This window comes from Candidatus Abyssobacteria bacterium SURF_5 (assembly GCA_003598085.1).
GTDB lineage: Bacteria > Abyssobacteria > SURF-5 > SURF-5 > SURF-5 > SURF-5.
In genome coordinates this window covers 1-18,721 of the sequence record QZKU01000030.1, presented here as the reverse complement: position 1 = coordinate 18,721, position 18,721 = coordinate 1, and the positions used below count along the sequence as shown (strand labels likewise).

The window sequence follows — 18,721 nt, the reverse complement described above, 5'->3', positions numbered from 1 at the left end:
CGGGCATTCTTAGTGTTCGCAACTTGACTACCCATGAAAAGAAGTTCTTACTTAAAGAAGCTGCTCTTAAAATGATAACCGTCGGACAGTCTCACAGAGACCGTATTTAACCCGTCTTCCGCAGTTCGAGGGGCAAATTCTTGAGATGGAAGATCAAAATCGCGAGAAAGTTCAGGATTTTCAGGAGGCATTTTGCAAAAGCTCATGTAGTGCCGACCACCCTCTTGTTTTTCGGTATGCAACATCCGATAATGGACGTGACCGAATCAGGAGGAGCGCATGTATCTGCGTCGCCGGACCCGAAAGAAAGGTGGAGTCGAATACGAATCGTGGGCGCTGGTTGAATCGGTACGAACGGCGCAAGGTCCCCGCCAGAGGACGGTGGCGACGATTGGCAAACTTCCCGGTCTGGATAAAGAGGAACGAGTAGGATGGGAAGAAATAGCGCGCATACTTGATGGCAAGCCAAAGGCTGAAGCGGATCTGTTTGAGAAGCAGGAAGAGATTCCCCCGTGGGCTACCGTGGATATCAAACAGGTAAGCGTGGAGCGGCTTCGGCATTTTGGGGACGTGTATCTGGGGCTTGCGCTATGGAAGCGTCTGGGACTCGAAGAGTTTTGCAAGCAGCAGATGGGATCGAACCGCGAGGAGATTCCGTGGTCCGTCATGGCAGCCGTTTTGGTCCTGGCGCGCTTTTGCGCTCCTTCATCGGACCTGCGGATAGCCGAATCGTGGTACGGGAAGACCGCGCTGGATGATTTGCTTGGAATACCTGAGGACAAGGTCAATGATGACAGGCTCTACCGCGCGCTCGACAGGTTGCTTCCCTACAAAGATGTTTTGTGCGCGCACCTGCAGAGGCGCTACGGAGAGTTGTTCGGGGCGACGTTCGACTTTCTCTTTTATGACATTACCTCCACCTATTTTGAAGGAACCGCCGAGCGAAACGAGCAGGCCCGCAGAGGTTACAGTCGCGATGGCCGTCCTGATTGCGTGCAGGTGTGTATTGGACTGGTGGTGAGCAGGGAGGGGCTGCCACTGGCTTTTGAGGTATTTGATGGGAATCGCGCTGATGTAACGACTGTTGAAGACATGGTCGATTACATGGAAGCGAAGTACGGTCAGGCTGGGCGAGTGTGGGTTATGGATCGGGGGATGGTGAGCGAGGAGAATCTTGAGTATTTGCGCCGGAGCAAGAACCGGTATCTGGTCGGAACTTCAAAGTCAATGCTCAAGCGATTTGAAAGGGAGTTGCTTGAGTGGGGTTGGAAAGAGGTTCAGCCCGGCGTGGAAATTAAGCTCTGCAAATCTCCCGAAGGAACACAGGAGACATTCATTCTCTGTCGCTCCCATAAGCCTAAAGACAAAGAAAAGGCGATACTCGGCCGCTTCGTAACCCGCTTGGAGACGGGGCTTGCGAAACTGGTCAAGCAGGCAGATGAGGGAAAGATCAGGCAAAGGTACATTGCAGAGCGAAGGATCGGGCGTCTCCTGGAGCGCAACAGCCAGGCTGCGCCTCTTTTTGATGTGTCTGTGAAAGAGGAAGGGAAAGGCAAAAATGCCCGCCTGCGCATCCGGGTCCGGAAGCATGACAAGCGCTATGAGTGGGCTTCACAGGCGGCGGGTAATTACCTGCTACGGACAAATTGGCCGGTGAACGATCCTCATGAGCTGTGGAAGACCTATATTCAATTGACCCAGGTCGAGGATGCCTTTCGCATTACCAAGAGCGACTTGCGCATCCGCCCGCTTTATCATCAGCGCTCGGACCGAACTCAGTCGCATATTCTGGTGTGTTTCCTGGCGCTCGCATTGTGGCGCGCGCTGGAGCAGTGGATGTTGGCAAGCGGCTTGGGCAGCGCTCCGCGCAAGCTCCTTGAAGAACTCAGGGAGATTCGTTCACTTGATGTGCTTTTGCCTACGAGGGAGAGCAAGACTCTGCGGCTACGCGTGGTCAGCACTCCGCCGCAATGCCTCAAAATACTGCTCCACCAACTGAGGCTGCCGCTTCCAAACCGAGCGAAATTGATCCAAAATGTAGTGCCTCAAATGGCACCTTGAAAATTCTAAGTCTTTGAGAATCTTGAACTTAATTTTTTGAACTGCGGAAGATGGGTTAAATCTTTTTTATATATATATGCTTATAAGTAAAAATAAAGCATCCCCTGATTTCCGTAATAATCCAACCGTCGGAAGATCTCTCTATTGTCTCCATCGCCGGGGAACCGGCCGAATCAACCGGAGAACAGCCTTTCTGTCTTCACCCCGCGATCAACTGCACTCACGACTGCCTTGCCGTGAAAGGATACTAGCGTTCCTCCGATAACTCGATCATGACGTTATCGGGGCCCGATACAAATGCAATCTTGACGCCTTCTCCCAGGCTCACCGGCTCCATCAGAAATTCCGCTCCGCGCTTCTTCAGTTCCGTTGCCACTGCCTCTAGTCTAGGTCGTCTACCCTGAATCCAATGTGATCCATTGAACTGCCGGCGGGTGGACTCACCGGCGCTCTGTCATTAATAAGAAGGCGCGTCCCTCCAAAATCGATCGCCGTAATTTTTGTGCCTGCCACCTCAAACTCCCCGGTCTTTTCTCCCCCGAACTTCTGTGCGTAAAAATCAGCCGCCGCAGCCACATCGGCCGAATTCAAATGCACGTGATCGAAAACCATTTTCATATGTTCCTCCCGTTCGATACTCCCTGCTCCGGATTCCATCTGCAACAAATGCGCGAATTTTACCAAAACCCAGAATGGAAAATCAACGGCCTCCCTCCCTCACGGTGGGAGGAAATGGGGAGAAACCGTCGGAATCGTTTTGCCTGTGCGCAGGAGGCGAGCAATTTTCCCCCCAAGTTGTGGATGAGAATTCCGCTGAAAAATGGACAAGAACTGCCATATCTTTCCTAGAGAAATCCCTTGACAGCAGTGGAGTCCTGTGGTAAACTATGGTTCTATAGACTATAAAAATGGGAGATTATGGGAAAATAAACCTTGCTGCTATTCGCCGGAACATACACCTACGCGCTCGATGAAAAGAATCGGGTCGTCATTCCTGTCAAATTCCGGGAAGTGCTTAATTCGGAAAGCGTCGAGAAACTGTATGTGGTTAGAGGCGACTCCCAACTCTTTCTCATCCCTCACCCTGCCTTTGTCGAGTTATACGAAAAATTGAAAAGCTGGAACTTTACGAATCAAGCCAATCAGGATTATGTCAGGCGTTTTTTTTCGGACGCTTTCGACGTTACACCGGACAAACAAGGCCGCATCATGTTAAGAAAAGACATGTGCGAAGAGGCCGGCATAACCGGTGAAGTCGTTATTATCGGAGTCCTGAACCGCATGGAAATCTGGTCGCCGGAAAAGTGGAAGGACTTCCGGCAGAGAACCACATTACAAGGTATCTCGGCGAATTTTGATGTTGGTTCGCGGCAATAATACCAGATGTAGGGCTGAACTGTCAAAGGAGGCCGAAAACAGTGGGAGTCGCATTCGAAAAAGTGGAACATGACAACGTCGCCGTCCTCAAAGTCTCGGGAAATCTTGACACCTCCACCGCGAAGCAGTTGAAGAAAGCCTTGGCCGACATGATTCAAGAGGAGCGTTACAACATTGTCGTGGATCTTCAAAAGGTCGCCCAGATCAACTATATGGGCGTCGGGACTCTCCTCGAACGGCTCCGGCAGGTGCGGAAATTCGACGGCGACTTGCGGCTGGCCGGGCTGAACAAGCTCACCCGCAAATGCCTCAGTATGGTGGGTGCCTCAAAGGTCTTTGCAGTCTTTGTCAATGAGGACGAAGCCGTAGCCAGTTTCGCCCCCACTCAAGAAGACGCCAGAGCCGTTGCCGTTCACGCACAATAATGATCTTCAACCGGTTCATGTGCCGGTCCTGGCTGAATCGGCTGTCAGCTTGTTGGCGTGCTCCCCGGGCAAGATCATCGTGGACGCCACCGTTGGCGGCGGTGGCCATGCGCAGCTCATCCTTGATCGATTGGGAGGGGAGGGAATGCTCGTCGGCCTCGATCGCGACGCCGCTGCCCTTGAGATCGCACGACGACGGCTCGGCCCTCGGCCCAACGTGATCCTGGTTCACGAAAACTTCAGTCATCTCGCGCAGGTTCTTGATGACCTGAACTTGCCGGCAATGGATGCGCTGCTTCTTGATTTGGGCCTTTCTTCATTTCAGGTCGATGATCCCGAGAGGGGATTCAGCTTCAAGAAAGAGGGACCGCTGGACATGCGGATGGATTCGCGTCAGAAAATTTCCGCATGGCACATCGTCAACACGTATTCGGAACAGCAGATCGCTGATATTCTCCATCGCTTCGGCGAAGAGCCGAACGCCCGAAACATCGCAAAGGCAATGGTTCGGGAGCGGGTGCATACACCAATTCAAACGACGACGCGGCTCGCAAAAATTATTCAGGATGCCGTTCGATGGCGGCGGCCTTCTCGCATCGATCCGGCGACTCGTTCGTTCCAGGCGTTGCGCATCGCAGTGAATTCGGAGCTCGAACATTTGCAGGCCGGTCTGAACGCAGGCATCGGACGTTTGAAGGCGGGCGGGCGCATAAGCGTTATTTCATTTCATTCGCTCGAGGACAGGATCGTCAAACGCACCTTCAGGCGTTTTGCTCGCGGATGCATCTGTCCGCCGGACCTCCCGCAGTGCGTATGCGGGAAGAAACCGACTCTGAAGATACTGACGCCCAAACCCGTCGAACCGTCGCCCGAGGAGGTTTCGGCAAATCCTCGCAGTCGCAGCGCGCGACTGCGGGCCGCTGAGAAAATCTCAGAGGATAGTAAATGATGTCCCCAAAGAAGAACGTTCAAGCCAAAAAGAAAAAAAGGCGCCCAAAGAGCCTTGTCCTTAAAAATCTCAGGCAGATCATTCAAATCGCGCCGTTTCTTTTCCCCATCATCGTCACCGCCTTTACCTATAGCTGGCTCTATACGCGAACCAATATCGTGGCGCATCCCATCGAGGGATTGCGCTCCCGCAAGGTCAACCTCATGAAGCGAAATGACGCGCTTCATCTTTCGATTGAACAGTTGCAGGCTCCTCAACGCATTGAGGCTATCGCCCGGGAAAAATTGGGAATGATTTCACCGGAACGATGGCAGGTGGTTGTTTTGGATAAACCTGTGCGGGCGCCCGAAGCGGCTGTTCAAATGGCCGCTCCCGCACCACAGGAATGGCGCGGGTTGCCGGGATTATTCTTCAGACTATCCGCCGGCCTTCCGGCCGCGCAAGCATCACCGCAAACAACCGAACAACCCGGCTAACGCGGCGCCTGTTCAACACTGCTTCCATTATTTCAGGATTGGCGGAAGAATGTCATGCGTGATGACCTTGCACGAAAATTTCCCGCTTCACTGCTGATCGACGAGAAACTGGATTCATCGAGCGCGTTTCGCACGAAGGTGTGTTTGTGCATCCTCATCGTCGGATTCCTGGCAGTGGCGGTAAAACTGATCGTCATTCAGATCGTCCAACACGATTTTTGGGTGCGCTACGTGGATGAGCAGCGAAAGACCGCGCTCACCGTTCAGCCGCGGCGCGGCATAATCTATGACCGCAACTTTGTTCCCCTCGCTACGTCCATTGTGCAGGAAGTCCTTTGCGTTGCCCCGCATCAGATAAAGGACCTCGAAGAAGCGGCTCAAAAACTTTCTCCCTACGCACAGATGTCGCCAAACCAAATCGTCAAAAAAATCTCCTCTTCAGACCTTTATTTGGTCTACCTGCGGCGGGGACTCGATGTGCAGACTGCCGAAAAGATCAAGCAGTTGAACCTGAAGGGAGTCGAGTTTCGGAGCGAAAGCTCCCGCCGGTATCCAAAGGGGACGCTGGCAAGTAATCTGATCGGAATTGCTAATATCGAGAATAAAGGAATCGAAGGCATCGAGTTTAGATACAACGATGAATTGGCCGGTGAAGCGGGCAAGCAGATTCTCATAAGGGACAATTCCAGGCGCGAGATCGTCGCGCTCACCCAGACCGTCAAAGAAGCGCAAGATGGAAACCATGTCGTCTTGACAATAGATGAAGTGATTCAGTATATTACTGAAAAGGCGCTCGAAGATATTGTTGATGAATTTGACCCTGAAGGCGCCTCGGCGGTTGTGCTTGACCCGAAAACGGGAGAAGTGCTGGCGATTGCCAACCGGCCGACGTTCGATCCGAATCTGCCGGCAACATTTAAAAAGGAGAAGCTGCGCAATCGAGTTGTCACCGACGTCTATGAGCCAGGCTCCACCTTTAAACCCATAGCCGCGGCTGCGGCTTTGGAGCACGGCGTGATCAGCCCGGATGATCGCGTCTATTGCGAGCTTGGCGCGATGAGGTACCACGGCCACACATTCAACGACGTCCACCCGTACGGCGAGATCACGTTCTCCGATGTGCTGGCGCATTCCAGCAACATCGGAATGATCAAGGTTGTTAGCCTGTTGCAGCCGCAGTGGCTCTACGACTACATCAGGAACTTCGGATTCGGAGAGCCAACCAATGTAGGCCTTCCCGGAGAGTCCCCAGGAATCGTTCATCCCCCATCGGTATGGTCCGGCCTCTCTATGGGTGCGATTCCCATCGGCCAGGAGATCGGTGCGACCTCCCTTCAATTAGCCGTAGCATTTTCCGCTATTGCAAATGAAGGAGTGCTGATGCGGCCGTATGTCGTCTCGGCCGTCCTCGACTCCGATCGGGCGCCCCTCAAACAGTTCGCCCCGCAGGCGCTTCGCCGCGTCATCCGGCCGGCGACGGCCCAAATGCTGACGAAGATGCTGGTGGACGTTACGAATTCCGGCACGGGCGCCGCCGCCAAAATAGCCGGCTACGCATGCGCGGGAAAAACCGGAACCGCTCAAAAGGCCGACCTCGTGAATGGCGGATATTGCCGCGGCAAATATGTGGCCGTCTTTGCCGGGTTCGTGCCGGCGGACGACCCGGTCGCTTGTATCGTCGTGATGGCGGATTCTCCGAAAGGCAAGTACTATGGCGGATCGGTGGCCGCACCTGCTTTCAAAAAGATAGCGCAGGGAATTCTCAATCGACTCGAGATTCCACCGACTAATCCGGAAGAGCAGCAGCCGCCTGAACAAAAAGATGGATGGAATGGTCGGAAATTGGCTAAAAAGGAAACTCTGAAGCAGGCGCCTTCCCGAAACCCGTCAGACGGGCCGCATATGCCTGACGTTCGAGGGATGACCATTCGCGCCGTTATCGAGTCTCTCTCGGTCTATTCCATTAAACTCGACCTCGAAGGATCCGGAATCGCAATCTCTCAATCACCGGCGCCCGGCGAAGCATTACGGGCCGGACGGCCGTGCCGGATCGCCTTCAAGAGAAAAGACGCATGATGAAATTATATTCTCTGCTCGACGAACTGACGGAAAAGACCGTCACCGGCGGCGCCGATATCGAGATAACCGGTATCACCGCCGATTCCCGAAAAGTGCAAAAGGGATTCCTGTTCGTAGCGATCGCCGGCAATAAGGAAGACGGCCACCGGTACGTCGAGCACGCGCTGCGCCAGGGAGCCGCCGCCGTCGTCGGCAAATCGGTTGCGGAACTTCCCGGAGTCGTCTCCATCGCAGTCCCCGACAGCCGGAAGGCAGCCGCCCTCCTTGCCGAAGCTTTCTACGAGCACCCGTCACGACAATTGAATGTCATCGGGATAACGGGAACCAACGGCAAGAGTTCCACGCTCTACCTTATCCGCTCGATCCTCAGCGCCGCCGGCATCTCCTCCTCCGGAATCGGAACCATCTGCTATTCGGTCGCGGGGACGACCGAGGCGGCAAAAAATACCACGCCCGGCCCAATCGACCTGAGCTCATCGTTGAGAAAAGCCCTTGATGCCGGGCATACTCATTTTGTGATGGAGGTCTCCTCGCATGCCCTTCACCAATTCCGCGTCGAGGCCATTCGCTTTGCCGTCGCCGTCTATACCAACCTGTCGCTTGATCATCTCGATTATCACGCGAACATGGAGGACTACTTCGTCTCGAAGAGGCATTTGTTCGAGTTGCTCTCGCGGAATCCGCAGGCGAACTGCGCCGTTATCTCCGCCGACGATGCCCGCGGCAAAGATATCGCGGCCGCGACACAAACAAGGAAGCTGACCTTCGGCATCAAGAACCCGGCGGATATCTGCGCCCGAAATATCGAGATTGGCGCATCTCACACTGCATTTCTGGCCTCCACGCCCGCCGGCGATTTCCCGGTGAACCTCAAGCTGCTGGGAAGACACAGCGTTTATAATGCGCTGGCCGCAGCCGGTGTCTGTCTCGGACTCGACATCGACGTCTCGACAATCAAGCAGGGACTGGAGCAGCTCGAGCTTGTCCCGGGCAGATTCGAGCGCGTGTCAGAGGGTCAGCCTTTTGAAGTCATTGTGGATTACGCGCACACTCCGGAAGCGATCAAGCTGCTTCTCGAGTCCGCGCGCTCCATCTGCAAAGGAAAGCTCATTGCCGTTTTCGGAGCCGGTGGAGACCGTGATCGGAGCAAACGGCCGGAAATGGGAAAACTCGCCGCATCAATTTCCGATTTCTCCATCGTAACCTCCGACAATCCCCGCTCGGAAGATCCCTATCGCATTGCGCTTGACATCGAAATCGGTTTTCAGAAGATGGGGAAGGAGCGAGGCCAGCATTATCTGGTAATCATCGATCGGCGCGAGGCCATAGAGGAGGCGCTCGCCACGGCCGAGACCGGTGATATCGTGGTCATCGCGGGCAAGGGCCACGAAACGTACCAGATATTCAAAGACGCTACCGTCGAATTTGACGATAAGGCGATCGCGCGAGCTTGGCTTCAATCGATGAACAAACCAGAGAAGTAGCCGATGAAAACGATGTCCCTTGAAGAAATGACCGACTTGTGTGGAGGCCGCCTGATCGCAGGCGCTTCCTCTTCGCCTGTCTCAGGTCTTTCAACCGACACAAGAACGATTCAACCGGGCGAGGTGTTTCTGGCGCTCAAAGGGGAACGCTTCGATGGCCATGCCTTCGCCGAAAAGGCGCTCGAGAAAGGCGCCGCGGCGGTTATCGCGGAGCGCGGACAACTGCGCGAGATGCAGGAACGGCTTCCTGATGACGGCGGTCTGATCGAGGTGGGCGATACGCTTGCCGCTTTACACCTGCTCGCGCAAAGATATCGGGCCATGTTTCATATCCCCGTCATCGGGATTACTGGAAGTTGCGGAAAGACCACCACCAAAGACATGCTCTCTGCCATCCTCAACGAAGGCGGAAAAGCCCTGAAAACAGAGGGAAACCTGAATAACCTGATCGGCGCACCGCTTATGCTTCTCAAACTCGCGCCGGAAATAAAAGCCGCGGTCATTGAAATCGCATCCAATTCGCCGGGCGAGATAGCGCGCCTCTCGTCGATTCTCAATCCGACGGGCGGCATCATCACCAGTGTCGGACCGGTTCATCTTGAAGGATTCGGTTCCCTCGAGGGGGTCATGAATGAAAAATGCTCGCTCGCCGGATTCATTGCGCCTGACGGGTTCCTCGTCATCAATCATGACGATATCCCGGTCGAGAGAATCGGTTCCGGCTTCAAGGGAAAGATAACAACCTTTGGCGCCGCGGATTCGGCGGATTTCTACGCAACCGCGGTTCGGCAAGATCTAAAAAACGGAGCCGAGTTCCTGGTGAACGGCCGGGAACCCATGACCGTTCCCGTCGCCGGCTTGCATAACATCCTGAACGCGCTTGCCGCAACGGCCGCCGCGCGGGAACTGGGGATCGACTTCGAACAGATCCGGTGCGGGCTCAGGCGGTTTGCCGGCTGCAAGATGCGGATGGAGATACTCGATCTGCGCGGCATCACAGCCGTCAACGACGCCTATAATGCCAACCCTCGGGCCATGCGCGAGTCGATATCGACGGTAATGGCCATGCCGGCCGCTCGAAGAATTCTGGTGCTTGGCGACATGCTGGAACTGGGCGATTATGCCCGCGAAGCGCATCGCTCGCTCGGCCTCTTCGTAGGGCAGCTCGGCCCCGACCTGCTTTACCTGATGGGATCGTTCGCAGACGAGGTGCGCGCCGGAGCGGTCGATGCAGGCCTGCAGGCGAATCGTATCTCGTGCTTCGCTCGGCCCGAGGAAATAGCGACATCTCTGCGAGAAATACTGCAGCCCCAAGACCTCTTGCTGGTCAAAGGGTCAAGGGGCATGCGCATGGAACGGGTGCTGCACCTGCTGAATGAAGAAGGGTAAATGCTCTACTTAGTTTTCTTGAAACTTATTCCTTACGTTTCGGGATTGAACGCCTTTACGTATATCACCTTGCGGTCGGCGCTGGCGGCTATGACTGCGCTTGCAGTCAGCATTCTGGCCGGCCCCTGGATGATCGCAAAGCTGAAAGCGCTCAAGATAGGCCAGCAGATTCGCAAGGAGCACGTCGCTGATCTCCATAAGATACATCAGAACAAAGCCGGTACTCCGACCATGGGCGGCCTGTTGATCATTGGCTCCGTTGCATTCGCCACTCTTCTGTGGGCCAACATATTCAATAAACTCATCCTTATTACGCTTTTCTGCATGTTCTGGCTTGGAGCCATCGGTTTTCTCGACGACTTTATCAAAATGAGAAAAAAGAGATCGCTCGGATTGACCGCCAGATTCAAGTTTGTCGCCCAGATCATTCTCGGCCTCGGGCTCGGTGTCTATCTGTATTTCAACCCGGTCAATGCCGAATATGGAGACAAGGTGGCGCTGCTCTTCTTCAAGAACTACTACATCTCCTTCGGCGTGCTGTATATCCTCTTTGTCGTGCTGATCATCGTCGGGGCTTCCAATGCCGTCAATCTTACCGACGGGCTCGACGGCCTGGCAGTCGGCTCGGTCATCATGGCGGCACTGGCATACACCGGTATGTCCTATCTGGTCGGGCGCGCCGATTTCACCCGCTATCTCTTCATCACGCACGTGGTGGGCGCCGGTGAACTCACCATTTTCCTGTCAGCCGTGGCGGGCGCCGGATTGGGATTCCTCTGGTATAACGCGCACCCGGCCGAAGTCTTTATGGGCGATACCGGCGCCTTGGCGCTGGGCGGGGTGCTGGGCACTGTCGCAATATTGATAAAGCAGGAATTGCTTCTCGTAATCGTGGGCGGCCTCTTCGTGCTGGAGGCCGCATCGGTCATAATACAGGTGTTTTCCTACAAGTTGCGTGGGGGCAAGAGAGTTTTCAAAATGGCTCCACTGCACCATCATTTTGAGTTGATTGGATGGTCCGAAGCAAAGGTGACGGTGAGATTTTGGATAATTGCGGCAATCTTCGCACTGCTCAGCCTGGCCACGCTGAAAGTGAGATGAAGTATATGCATTCCCTTTCGGGGAAGAAGGTGGCTGTTGTCGGGCTGGGATTGAGCGGCATTGCGGCTGCGCGGCTGCTTTCCCAGCAAAAAGCGGTTGTGAGCGTCACCGACGATAAGACTGAAAAGGAACTCGAGGCGGAGAGAAGATCACTCCGGCGGATCGTGAAGGAATATCATCTCGGAGGAATCAGCGAAAGGCTGCTTCTCGATTCGGATATGATCATTATCAGTCCGGGAGTGCCGTCGGACCTGCCCCAGCTCCAAGAAGCGCGTGCAGCCGGCATCATGATCATCAGCGAAGTCGAACTCGCCTATTGGTTCTGTGACGTGCCGATCCTGGCGATTACCGGCACCAACGGCAAAACAACCACCACCAGCCTCGTTCATCATCTGGTGACCTTCGCCGGACTGAAGGCGCAGCTCGGAGGAAATATCCAGATTCCGTTCTCTCAGGTGGTGAATAAAAAGCCCTCCGACGCGATGGTGCTGGAGGTAAGCAGTTTTCAACTGGAGAATATCCGCGATTTTAGCCCCTTCGTCGGCATTCTCCTGAACATCACGCCCGATCATCTCAACCGGTACCATTCAATGGACGAATATGCCGCCGCCAAGTTTGCGCTGTTCAAGAACCAGTCGGCGGGTGATTTTGCAGTCCTGAATCAGGACGACGAGTTCGTCGCCCAATCGGCCGAAAACATCTGCTCCAAAATCCTGTGGTTCAGTCTGAACAGAGAAGTCGAGCAGGGCGCATTTCTGCGCGGAACGCGGGTGGTCGTCCGCTATGAAGATCGGGAAAAAGAAATACTGGATGTCTCCCAGATTCCCCTGCTCGGGCGGCATAATGTCGAAAACGTGCTTGCAGCCGTCGCGGCGGTCTTGCCGCTGGAAATCCCCTGGACAAACTACGCCCGCGCCGTCAAGAACTTTAAGGGCGTCGAGCACCGGCTGGAGCGGGTGCGCGAGAAGGACGGAGTGCTTTTCGTCAACGATTCGAAGGCAACCAATATCGATGCCCTCGTTAAGGCGCTGGAAAGTTTCGAGCGGCCGATTATTCTGATCGCGGGCGGGCGGGGGAAGGGCAGCAGTTACCTCGTGCTCAGGCCGCTCTTCGAAAAGAAGGTTCGCGCCATGGTGACTCTCGGCGAAGACGCTCCGCTTCTGGAGGAGGCTCTCGCCGGCATCGTCCCCATCACGAGGGCGGCAACCTTGCCGGAGGCGGTGAGTCTCGCGGCGACGATGGCCCACCCGGGCGACTGCGTCCTTCTCGCTCCGGCGTGCGCCAGCTTCGATATGTTTCGCAACTATGAGCATCGCGGTCGGGTCTTCAAGGAAACGGTCAACAAACTGTGAGACGCAATCCCGAATTCAGTGTGCTGATGATCGTAACGTTCCTTCTCTTGTGTTTCGCCATCATAATGGCCTACAGCGCTTCTGCGCCGGTCGGCCTCAAGACGATGGGCGACGACCACTATCATTTCAAGCGCATGATCGCCTTTGTGATAGTGGGACTCATCGCGATGGCATCGACGGCCGTCATCCGCTACGAAACTTGGACGCGACACTGGTACATCTTTTATGCCAGCTCAATCTTCGCGCTTCTGCTCGTATCTACTCCCATGGGGGTCCAGGTAGGCGAAGCCAGGAGAAGCCTTGACATCGGGTTTACCACGATACAGCCGTCGGAATTCGCCCGCCTCGCGGCTGTCTTTTTCCTCGCGAGTTTTTGCGCCCGAAAGGCCGAACATCTGAAGAATTTCAAGAAAGGCCTGCTGCCGGCGCTAGGGGCGGTTTCCGTCCTGGCCGGTCTCATACTTGCCGGCCATGACCTGGGCATCCCGTTTACGATCGGGGTCACCGCCTTGCTGCTTCTCTTTATTGCGGGCGCCAATCTTCGTCATCTCCTTGCGCTTTCGGGGGCCGCGTTCGCGGGATTGGTCCTCATGATCGTGCTCGAGCCCTACCGCGTCCAGAGGATGCTCGCCTTTATCGATCCGTGGAAAGACCCGAAACGCTATGGGTGGCAAATCATCCAGTCGATGGCGGCGCTCGGCAGTGGGGGTATTTCGGGGGCGGGACTGGGGCAAGGCCTGCAAAAAAATCTCTATTTGCCCGCGCCTCACACCGATTTCGTTTTCTCCATTATCGGAGAGGAGACCGGATTGATCGGCACGCTGTCGATCAACCTCCTCTTCGCCGTGCTGGCCGTGGTCGGAGTTCGAATCGCGCTGAAGGCGCGGAACCGCGAAGCCTCATTTCTGTCACTCGGGATAAGTTTTCTGATCTCGAGCACGGCGCTGATCAATATGGCCGTCGCCGTAGATCTGCTTCCCACAAAGGGAATCACGCTTCCGTTTGTCAGCTACGGGGGAAGTGCTCTCCTCTCGAATATGATCGCGATGGGCATACTGATGAATATTTCGCGCAATTCGCAAGAACCGGCCATCATGGACCCTCTGCTCCCCCAGCGGTACATCTGAAAGGAGAGGGAAGGACAAACAGACAATGAAGGTTGTTTTGGCTGGAGGCGGGACCGGCGGACACGTTTTCCCCGCTGTCGCGATAGCAGAAGAATTGAAGAGGCGCGACCCGAATCTTCAACTGATGTACCTCGGCAAGCGCGACTCGATCGAGGAACGCACCGCCACTCAACGATCAATTCCTTTTCGCGCGATTCAGGCTGAGGGATTCCCCCGGGGGAATCTTCTGAAGAAAAGTCACGCCCTGCTGAAAATGGCAGTCGGACTGGTGCAGTCGATTGCTGTTCTCTCGCGTTTCCGGCCTCAGGTCGTCATCGGGACCGGAGGATACGCCAGCATGCCGCCCGTGCTCGCAGCGAGTCTGCTGCGAATGCCCAGCCTGATCCATGAACAGAACTGCGTCCCCGGCAAGGCAAATCGCGTGTGCTCGCGCTTCGTGGACGTTGTTACCGTGCATTTCGAAAAGTCCCGCGCTTATTTCCCTGTAAAAAACGCGCTCGTTGTCGGAAATCCGATCCGGTCCGATTTCCTGCCGCAGCGCCTCGAAACCATTGACAAAGCGGAATCGAAACGCTCTCTCGGATTGAGTCAGGAGAAATTCACCGTGTTCCTTCTGGGCGGCAGCCGCGGAGCTCATTCGCTGAATGTCGCCGTCGTGGACGCCCTCCCGCATCTCGATCCGCGCCGGTTTCAACTCATCTGCATGACCGGAACCGATGACTTCAGGTGGGTACGCGATTCCTGCGAACGAGCCGGAATCAACGCCGCGGTCTTCCCGTTTATCGATGATATGGTGCGCGCCTACGGCGCCGCCGATGTCGTCGTCTCGCGGGCGGGCGCGAGTACGCTGGCCGAGCTAGCCGCCGTCGGAGTGCCCGCCATCCTCGTGCCGTACCCGCACGCCACTGATCGGCATCAGGAGTTGAATGCGCGAGTGCTCGTCGAGGCGGGGGCGGCGCTGATGATGCTGAATGGAGATCTGCGCGGAGACTCACTGGCGGAGAAATTGCTCGCGCTCGCTGATGAGCCGTCCCGATTGAATGCTATTCACACGGCGATTTCTCAATTCGCCATGCCGGACGCAGCCGAACGCGTCGTCAATTTGCTGTTTGAACTTGTTTTCCAGGGGGAGTGACCACGTCACGCACAGCGGGAATCTTCCCTGAATCTTTTAAACGCACAGTGCCCGGCGCCCTGGCTGCGTCTCAAGCACTGATCGGCTATCGAGTGATCAAGCACCGTCAGGATGCGGTGGGAGGAGAAGAAAGCAGTGATCAGGACCGTTCAAAAAGTCCATTTTGTCGGAATCGGCGGAATCGGCATGAGCGGACTCGCGGAGATCCTCTTGAACCTCGGATACCAGGTTTCCGGCTCAGATCCGCAGCCAAGCCCGATCACCAGTAGATTGGAAAAGCTCGGCGCTGTCTTTTACGATCATCACGACGCCGATAATATCCATGGCGCAAACATCGTCGTCTATTCCGCCGCTATCCCCCGTGATAATCCTGAACTCCTTGCCGCACAAAAGGCCAAAATACCGGCGATCCCTCGCAGCGAAATGCTGGCCGACCTGATGCGGATGAAACCCAATGCCATCGCGGTCGCAGGAACCCACGGCAAGACAACGACTACCTCGATGATCGCGGCTATCCTTGAGAAAGCCGATATCGAATCGACCGCGATTATCGGCGGCATCCTCAATCGGAAAGGCAGCAACGTTTCGTGGGGGACGGGTGATTATCTTGTCGCCGAAGCGGACGAACATGATGGTTCTTTTCTGAAATTGTTCCCGACGATTACGGTTGTGACCAGCATCGATGCGGAGCATCTCGAATACTACGGCACCATCGACGCGATCAGACGCGCTTTCCTCGATTTCTCAAACCGCATCCCTTTCTACGGCTTTTCCGTCGTTAACAAAGAGGATGTGAATGTTCGCGACATCCTGCCGCAGGTTAGATCCAACCTTATCACGTACGCGATAAACTATCCGGCCGACCTGGAAGCCGTTTCAATTAAAACGAATCCTCCGTCGCTCCAAAACGGAGTTTACAAACTCGAATTGATGGAAACATCTTTCGATGTCAAGAATTCGAATGCAAACCTCGGGCCGATCGGCGTTCTTGGCCGGGTCAAGGTAAAAGCTGCGGGAAAGCACAATGTGCTGAATGCGTTGGCCGCAATCAGCGTCGGACTTGGCCTCGGAATGCCGTTTCAACAGGTCTCTGATGGGCTCCTGCTGTACGACGGAGTCGAGCGCCGGCTCCAAATAAAAGCCAATTTCAATGGGTTGCTTGTTGTCGAGGATTATGCGCATCACCCGACCGAAATCTCTGCAACCCTGGATGCCGTCTCTCATCTCGGGGGCAAGCGCATCCTTGCAATCTTTCAGCCCCACCTCTACAGCCGGACCAAATTCTTTACCAAAGAGTTCGCGCAGTCGCTCCTGGCGACCTCTAAACTGATGATTACTGAGATTTACAAGGCGCGGGAAGAGCCGATGCCGGGCGTCAGCGGCCTGAATATCGTCAACGAAGCGCGCAAGCTGGGTCATCCCGATGCGGAGTTCTTCGAGGACAAGTTCGCTATTCCCGATGCGATCGAAAAAATAATGCAAAAAGGGGACGTTATCCTGGTGCTGGGGGCCGGTGATATCTGGAAAATTGCCGACGGGATCGCTGATCGCATCAAAAGGAAACATCGCGCCCCGTCCGGAAACAGCTCCCGGACAAAACGCCCCAGAACATCCCGCAGATGATGGACGATCTGTATGAAGAAATACGCCGGCGCATCGATGGCGTCGTCAGACGAAATGAGCCGATGGCAAAACATACCTCCTTCGGGATCGGCGGTCCCGTGGATATTTGGGTCGAGCCGGAACATTTGCGCGATTTGTTCGTTCTCACCGACATCTGCAAAGAGCGGCGGGTTGCCTGTCTGGTTGTCGGGCGAGGATCGAACCTGCTCGTCGGAGACGGCGGCATCAGGGGAGTTGTCATCAACCTCAATCAAGCCTGCAATCGCTTGGAAAGGAAAAAGGAAGCTGTGATTGCCGGGGCCGGAGTTTCCCTTCTCGCCCTCGCAAAATTCGCCTTGCACCATGGCCTTCAGGGTCTCGAATTCTGCGTCGGTATTCCCGGCAGCGTCGGAGGCGCACTCGCCACAAACGCCGGGGCATGGGGCTCGAGCATCGCCGATGTCGTGCAGAGCGTGCTGGTATATGACCCGGGAAATAAAGAAAAGAAATGGCTGGAGAAAGAATCCATCAAGTTCGATTACAGGAGAAGCAATATCGCAGCCCGCGGGATCGTGCTCGAAGCCGAATTTCATTTGCGTCTCGCAAATCCTGACGAAATCTCGACTCGCATGAACCACTACATCTCACAACGGACAAAGAGCCAGCCTCTGCAAGCCAGGAGCGCCGGCAGCATCTTCAAGAATCCTCCCGGCCAATATGCCGGAGCCATCATAGAACGGTTGGGCCTCAAGGGCCGCAAGTGCGGAGGCGCCGCAGTATCCGAGAAACACGCAAATTTCATCGTGAACACAGGAAACGCAAGCGCGGCAGATGTTCTGAACCTCATCAACGAGATTAAACGGCGGGCACAGACCGAAATGCAGGTTGAGCTCGAAGAAGAGATAACAACGCTGGGAGAGGCGTGATCCGATGTCTTCTCGTGCACAAAAGCGGCGAGTATTCCCGTCATTGAGCAGGATTCGCGCCTTTCTTCATCGCCGCGATCACAGGCCGGTTTTCGCCGGAAAATTTTTCAGCGGCGGAACAAAAGTCATCCAAACGGCGCGCAATAAACCGCAGCGGCGCCAGAAAGTAAAACCGCGCCAGCGGATCATTGTCGCAAAAAAACAGAAAATAGTTCGAGCTGTCTCTCTGTCCCTCAAAATCGCCGTCGCCGGTTGCGCCGTCGCTGTGCTGGGAATGACCGTGTCACGCTTTGTAGGCTCCTCTTCTCGATTTAGCATCAAGCATATCGGTGTGACCGGGAATACTCATGTAACCGCCCAAACCATTATTCAACAATCGGGATTAAAAGAGGGTGAAAACATCTTTCGATCCGTTCTGGCCGATGCCGCGGCCTCGATCGCGCGCATTCCACGAGTGCATTCTGTCGTAGTCCGCAGGAAACTGCCTGATGAAATCCACATCGAAATTAAGGAGCGGAGACCGGCGGCGATTCTGCTCGCCGACGAACTCCTCGTTTTGGACCACGAGAAAAAAATAATCGAACGATATGATCCGGCCGCGCGCATCGATTTGCCGATATTGACCGGCAAACAGCTCGCACAATACACGGTAGGCGATGTCATTGAGTCGGACGGCATAGATGGCGCCCTTCACATCATTGACCTCATGAACGAGCTGGGGATGGCGAAGTCGATCGGCATATCGGAGATCAACATTGACGATCCGGACGATATTCTCCTAATAGCTGAACAATCCGGAGCTACTATACATCTTGGAACCGGCGATTATCCGGGAAAGCTGTGGCGGCTGAAAAAAGTCACTGAGGAAATACAGCGCCACGGGCGTCTGAAATTGGCTTCCCTCGAGCGCGTAGACATGCGATTCGAAACAATCGTTCCGGCAAAATTCGGCAGTTGAAAACGCGGGTAGAACCTGTGACATATCGGGAGGGGCACGAAATGGAAAGGGGGGTGAACAACCGACTATGACCAAAGGGACTCCGATATTAGCTCTTGACATAGGGACGAGCAAAGTCTGCGCCCTCATCGCGGAGCCGGTGTCCGACCAGACGCTCAAGGTCCTGGGTTTCGGGGAAAGCAAGTCCGATGGATTAAAAAAGGGAGTCATCATAAACATTGAACGGACCATTTCCGCCATCCAGCGAGCCGTCGAAGAGGCGGAAACCCAGGCAGGTGTC

17 protein-coding genes are annotated in these 18,721 nt (G+C 55.2%); 16 read left to right on the top strand and 1 reads right to left on the bottom strand.

Going from position 1 to position 18,721, the window contains the following annotated elements; genetic code table 11:
• The first annotated feature begins 279 nt into the window (after window positions 1-279).
• Window positions 280-2,061: an IS1634 family transposase gene (locus tag C4520_03370; protein ID RJP24819.1), complete on the top strand. Its 1,782-nt coding sequence runs from the start codon at window positions 280-282 to the stop codon at window positions 2,059-2,061.
• A 381-nt stretch (window positions 2,062-2,442) separates the two neighbouring features.
• Here C4520_03370 and C4520_03365 read toward each other — a convergent pair whose 3' ends face one another.
• On the bottom strand, window positions 2,443-2,745 hold the full coding sequence (locus C4520_03365) for a VOC family protein (protein ID RJP24818.1): 303 nt from the start codon (window positions 2,743-2,745) through the stop codon (window positions 2,443-2,445).
• Between the two features lie 249 nt (window positions 2,746-2,994).
• Between C4520_03365 and C4520_03360 the strand changes: the two genes are divergently transcribed.
• The 15 genes from C4520_03360 to C4520_03290 form a co-directional block, all read left to right on the top strand.
• On the top strand, window positions 2,995-3,438 hold the full coding sequence (locus tag C4520_03360; GenBank protein ID RJP24817.1) for a division/cell wall cluster transcriptional repressor MraZ: 444 nt from the start codon (window positions 2,995-2,997) through the stop codon (window positions 3,436-3,438).
• Window positions 3,435-3,863 (top strand): anti-sigma factor antagonist, encoded by a 429-nt coding sequence (locus C4520_03355; GenBank protein RJP24816.1) that lies wholly within the window; start codon window positions 3,435-3,437, stop codon window positions 3,861-3,863. Before C4520_03360 ends, C4520_03355 begins: the two co-directional genes overlap by 4 nt.
• Window positions 3,844-4,812, top strand: coding sequence for a 16S rRNA (cytosine(1402)-N(4))-methyltransferase RsmH (gene rsmH / locus C4520_03350; protein RJP24815.1), 969 nt, complete (start codon window positions 3,844-3,846; stop codon window positions 4,810-4,812). The genes C4520_03355 and rsmH overlap by 20 nt, the downstream gene beginning before the upstream one ends.
• On the top strand, window positions 4,809-5,288 hold the full coding sequence (locus C4520_03345) for a hypothetical protein (GenBank protein ID RJP24814.1): 480 nt from the start codon (window positions 4,809-4,811) through the stop codon (window positions 5,286-5,288). Before rsmH ends, C4520_03345 begins: the two co-directional genes overlap by 4 nt.
• Before the next feature lie 54 nt (window positions 5,289-5,342).
• On the top strand, window positions 5,343-7,364 hold the full coding sequence (locus C4520_03340) for a PASTA domain-containing protein (protein RJP24813.1): 2,022 nt from the start codon (window positions 5,343-5,345) through the stop codon (window positions 7,362-7,364).
• A complete protein-coding gene (locus tag C4520_03335; protein RJP24812.1) occupies window positions 7,361-8,851 on the top strand; it encodes a UDP-N-acetylmuramoyl-L-alanyl-D-glutamate--2,6-diaminopimelate ligase in 1,491 nt (496 codons plus the stop codon). The genes C4520_03340 and C4520_03335 overlap by 4 nt, the downstream gene beginning before the upstream one ends.
• 3 nt (window positions 8,852-8,854) lie before the next feature.
• Window positions 8,855-10,240 carry a UDP-N-acetylmuramoyl-tripeptide--D-alanyl-D-alanine ligase gene (locus tag C4520_03330; protein ID RJP24811.1) on the top strand — a complete coding sequence of 462 codons (1,386 nt, stop codon included), beginning with the start codon at window positions 8,855-8,857 and terminating at the stop codon, window positions 10,238-10,240.
• Complete coding sequence (locus C4520_03325; protein ID RJP24810.1) at window positions 10,241-11,341, top strand: phospho-N-acetylmuramoyl-pentapeptide-transferase; 1,101 nt, start codon at window positions 10,241-10,243, stop codon at window positions 11,339-11,341.
• Window positions 11,254-12,693 (top strand): UDP-N-acetylmuramoyl-L-alanine--D-glutamate ligase, encoded by a 1,440-nt coding sequence (murD, locus tag C4520_03320; protein ID RJP24809.1) that lies wholly within the window; start codon window positions 11,254-11,256, stop codon window positions 12,691-12,693. Before C4520_03325 ends, murD begins: the two co-directional genes overlap by 88 nt.
• The gene (gene ftsW / locus C4520_03315; GenBank protein RJP24808.1) at window positions 12,690-13,820 is read left to right on the top strand and encodes a putative lipid II flippase FtsW; all 1,131 of its coding nucleotides are present in this window, start codon (window positions 12,690-12,692) and stop codon (window positions 13,818-13,820) included. Before murD ends, ftsW begins: the two co-directional genes overlap by 4 nt.
• A gap of 25 nt (window positions 13,821-13,845) precedes the next feature.
• The gene (murG, locus tag C4520_03310; GenBank protein RJP24807.1) at window positions 13,846-14,955 is read left to right on the top strand and encodes an undecaprenyldiphospho-muramoylpentapeptide beta-N-acetylglucosaminyltransferase; all 1,110 of its coding nucleotides are present in this window, start codon (window positions 13,846-13,848) and stop codon (window positions 14,953-14,955) included.
• Between the two features lie 111 nt (window positions 14,956-15,066).
• A complete protein-coding gene (locus tag C4520_03305; protein ID RJP24806.1) occupies window positions 15,067-16,578 on the top strand; it encodes a UDP-N-acetylmuramate--L-alanine ligase in 1,512 nt (503 codons plus the stop codon).
• Window positions 16,575-17,483, top strand: a complete 909-nt coding sequence (gene murB / locus C4520_03300; GenBank protein RJP24805.1) for a UDP-N-acetylmuramate dehydrogenase — start codon at window positions 16,575-16,577, stop codon at window positions 17,481-17,483. The genes C4520_03305 and murB overlap by 4 nt, the downstream gene beginning before the upstream one ends.
• A gap of 4 nt (window positions 17,484-17,487) precedes the next feature.
• Window positions 17,488-18,441, top strand: coding sequence for an FtsQ-type POTRA domain-containing protein (locus C4520_03295; protein ID RJP24804.1), 954 nt, complete (start codon window positions 17,488-17,490; stop codon window positions 18,439-18,441).
• A 67-nt stretch (window positions 18,442-18,508) separates the two neighbouring features.
• Window positions 18,509-18,721, top strand: a 213-nt coding sequence (locus tag C4520_03290; GenBank protein RJP24803.1) for a cell division protein FtsA, incomplete at its 3' end; no start/stop codon positions are given.

Coding starts and splice junctions, on each gene's coding strand:
- C4520_03335 (RJP24812.1), top strand. CDS start 7,361: ATGATGAAATTATATTCTCTGCTCGACGAACTGACGGAAAAGACCGTC.
- C4520_03325 (RJP24810.1), top strand. CDS start 10,241: ATGCTCTACTTAGTTTTCTTGAAACTTATTCCTTACGTTTCGGGATTG.
- murB (RJP24805.1), top strand. CDS start 16,575: ATGATGGACGATCTGTATGAAGAAATACGCCGGCGCATCGATGGCGTC.
- C4520_03295 (RJP24804.1), top strand. CDS start 17,488: ATGTCTTCTCGTGCACAAAAGCGGCGAGTATTCCCGTCATTGAGCAGG.
- C4520_03370 (RJP24819.1), top strand. CDS start 280: ATGTATCTGCGTCGCCGGACCCGAAAGAAAGGTGGAGTCGAATACGAA.
- murG (RJP24807.1), top strand. CDS start 13,846: ATGAAGGTTGTTTTGGCTGGAGGCGGGACCGGCGGACACGTTTTCCCC.
- C4520_03305 (RJP24806.1), top strand. CDS start 15,067: ATGCGGTGGGAGGAGAAGAAAGCAGTGATCAGGACCGTTCAAAAAGTC.
- C4520_03340 (RJP24813.1), top strand. CDS start 5,343: ATGCGTGATGACCTTGCACGAAAATTTCCCGCTTCACTGCTGATCGAC.
- C4520_03330 (RJP24811.1), top strand. CDS start 8,855: ATGAAAACGATGTCCCTTGAAGAAATGACCGACTTGTGTGGAGGCCGC.
- murD (RJP24809.1), top strand. CDS start 11,254: ATGGTCCGAAGCAAAGGTGACGGTGAGATTTTGGATAATTGCGGCAAT.
- C4520_03345 (RJP24814.1), top strand. CDS start 4,809: ATGATGTCCCCAAAGAAGAACGTTCAAGCCAAAAAGAAAAAAAGGCGC.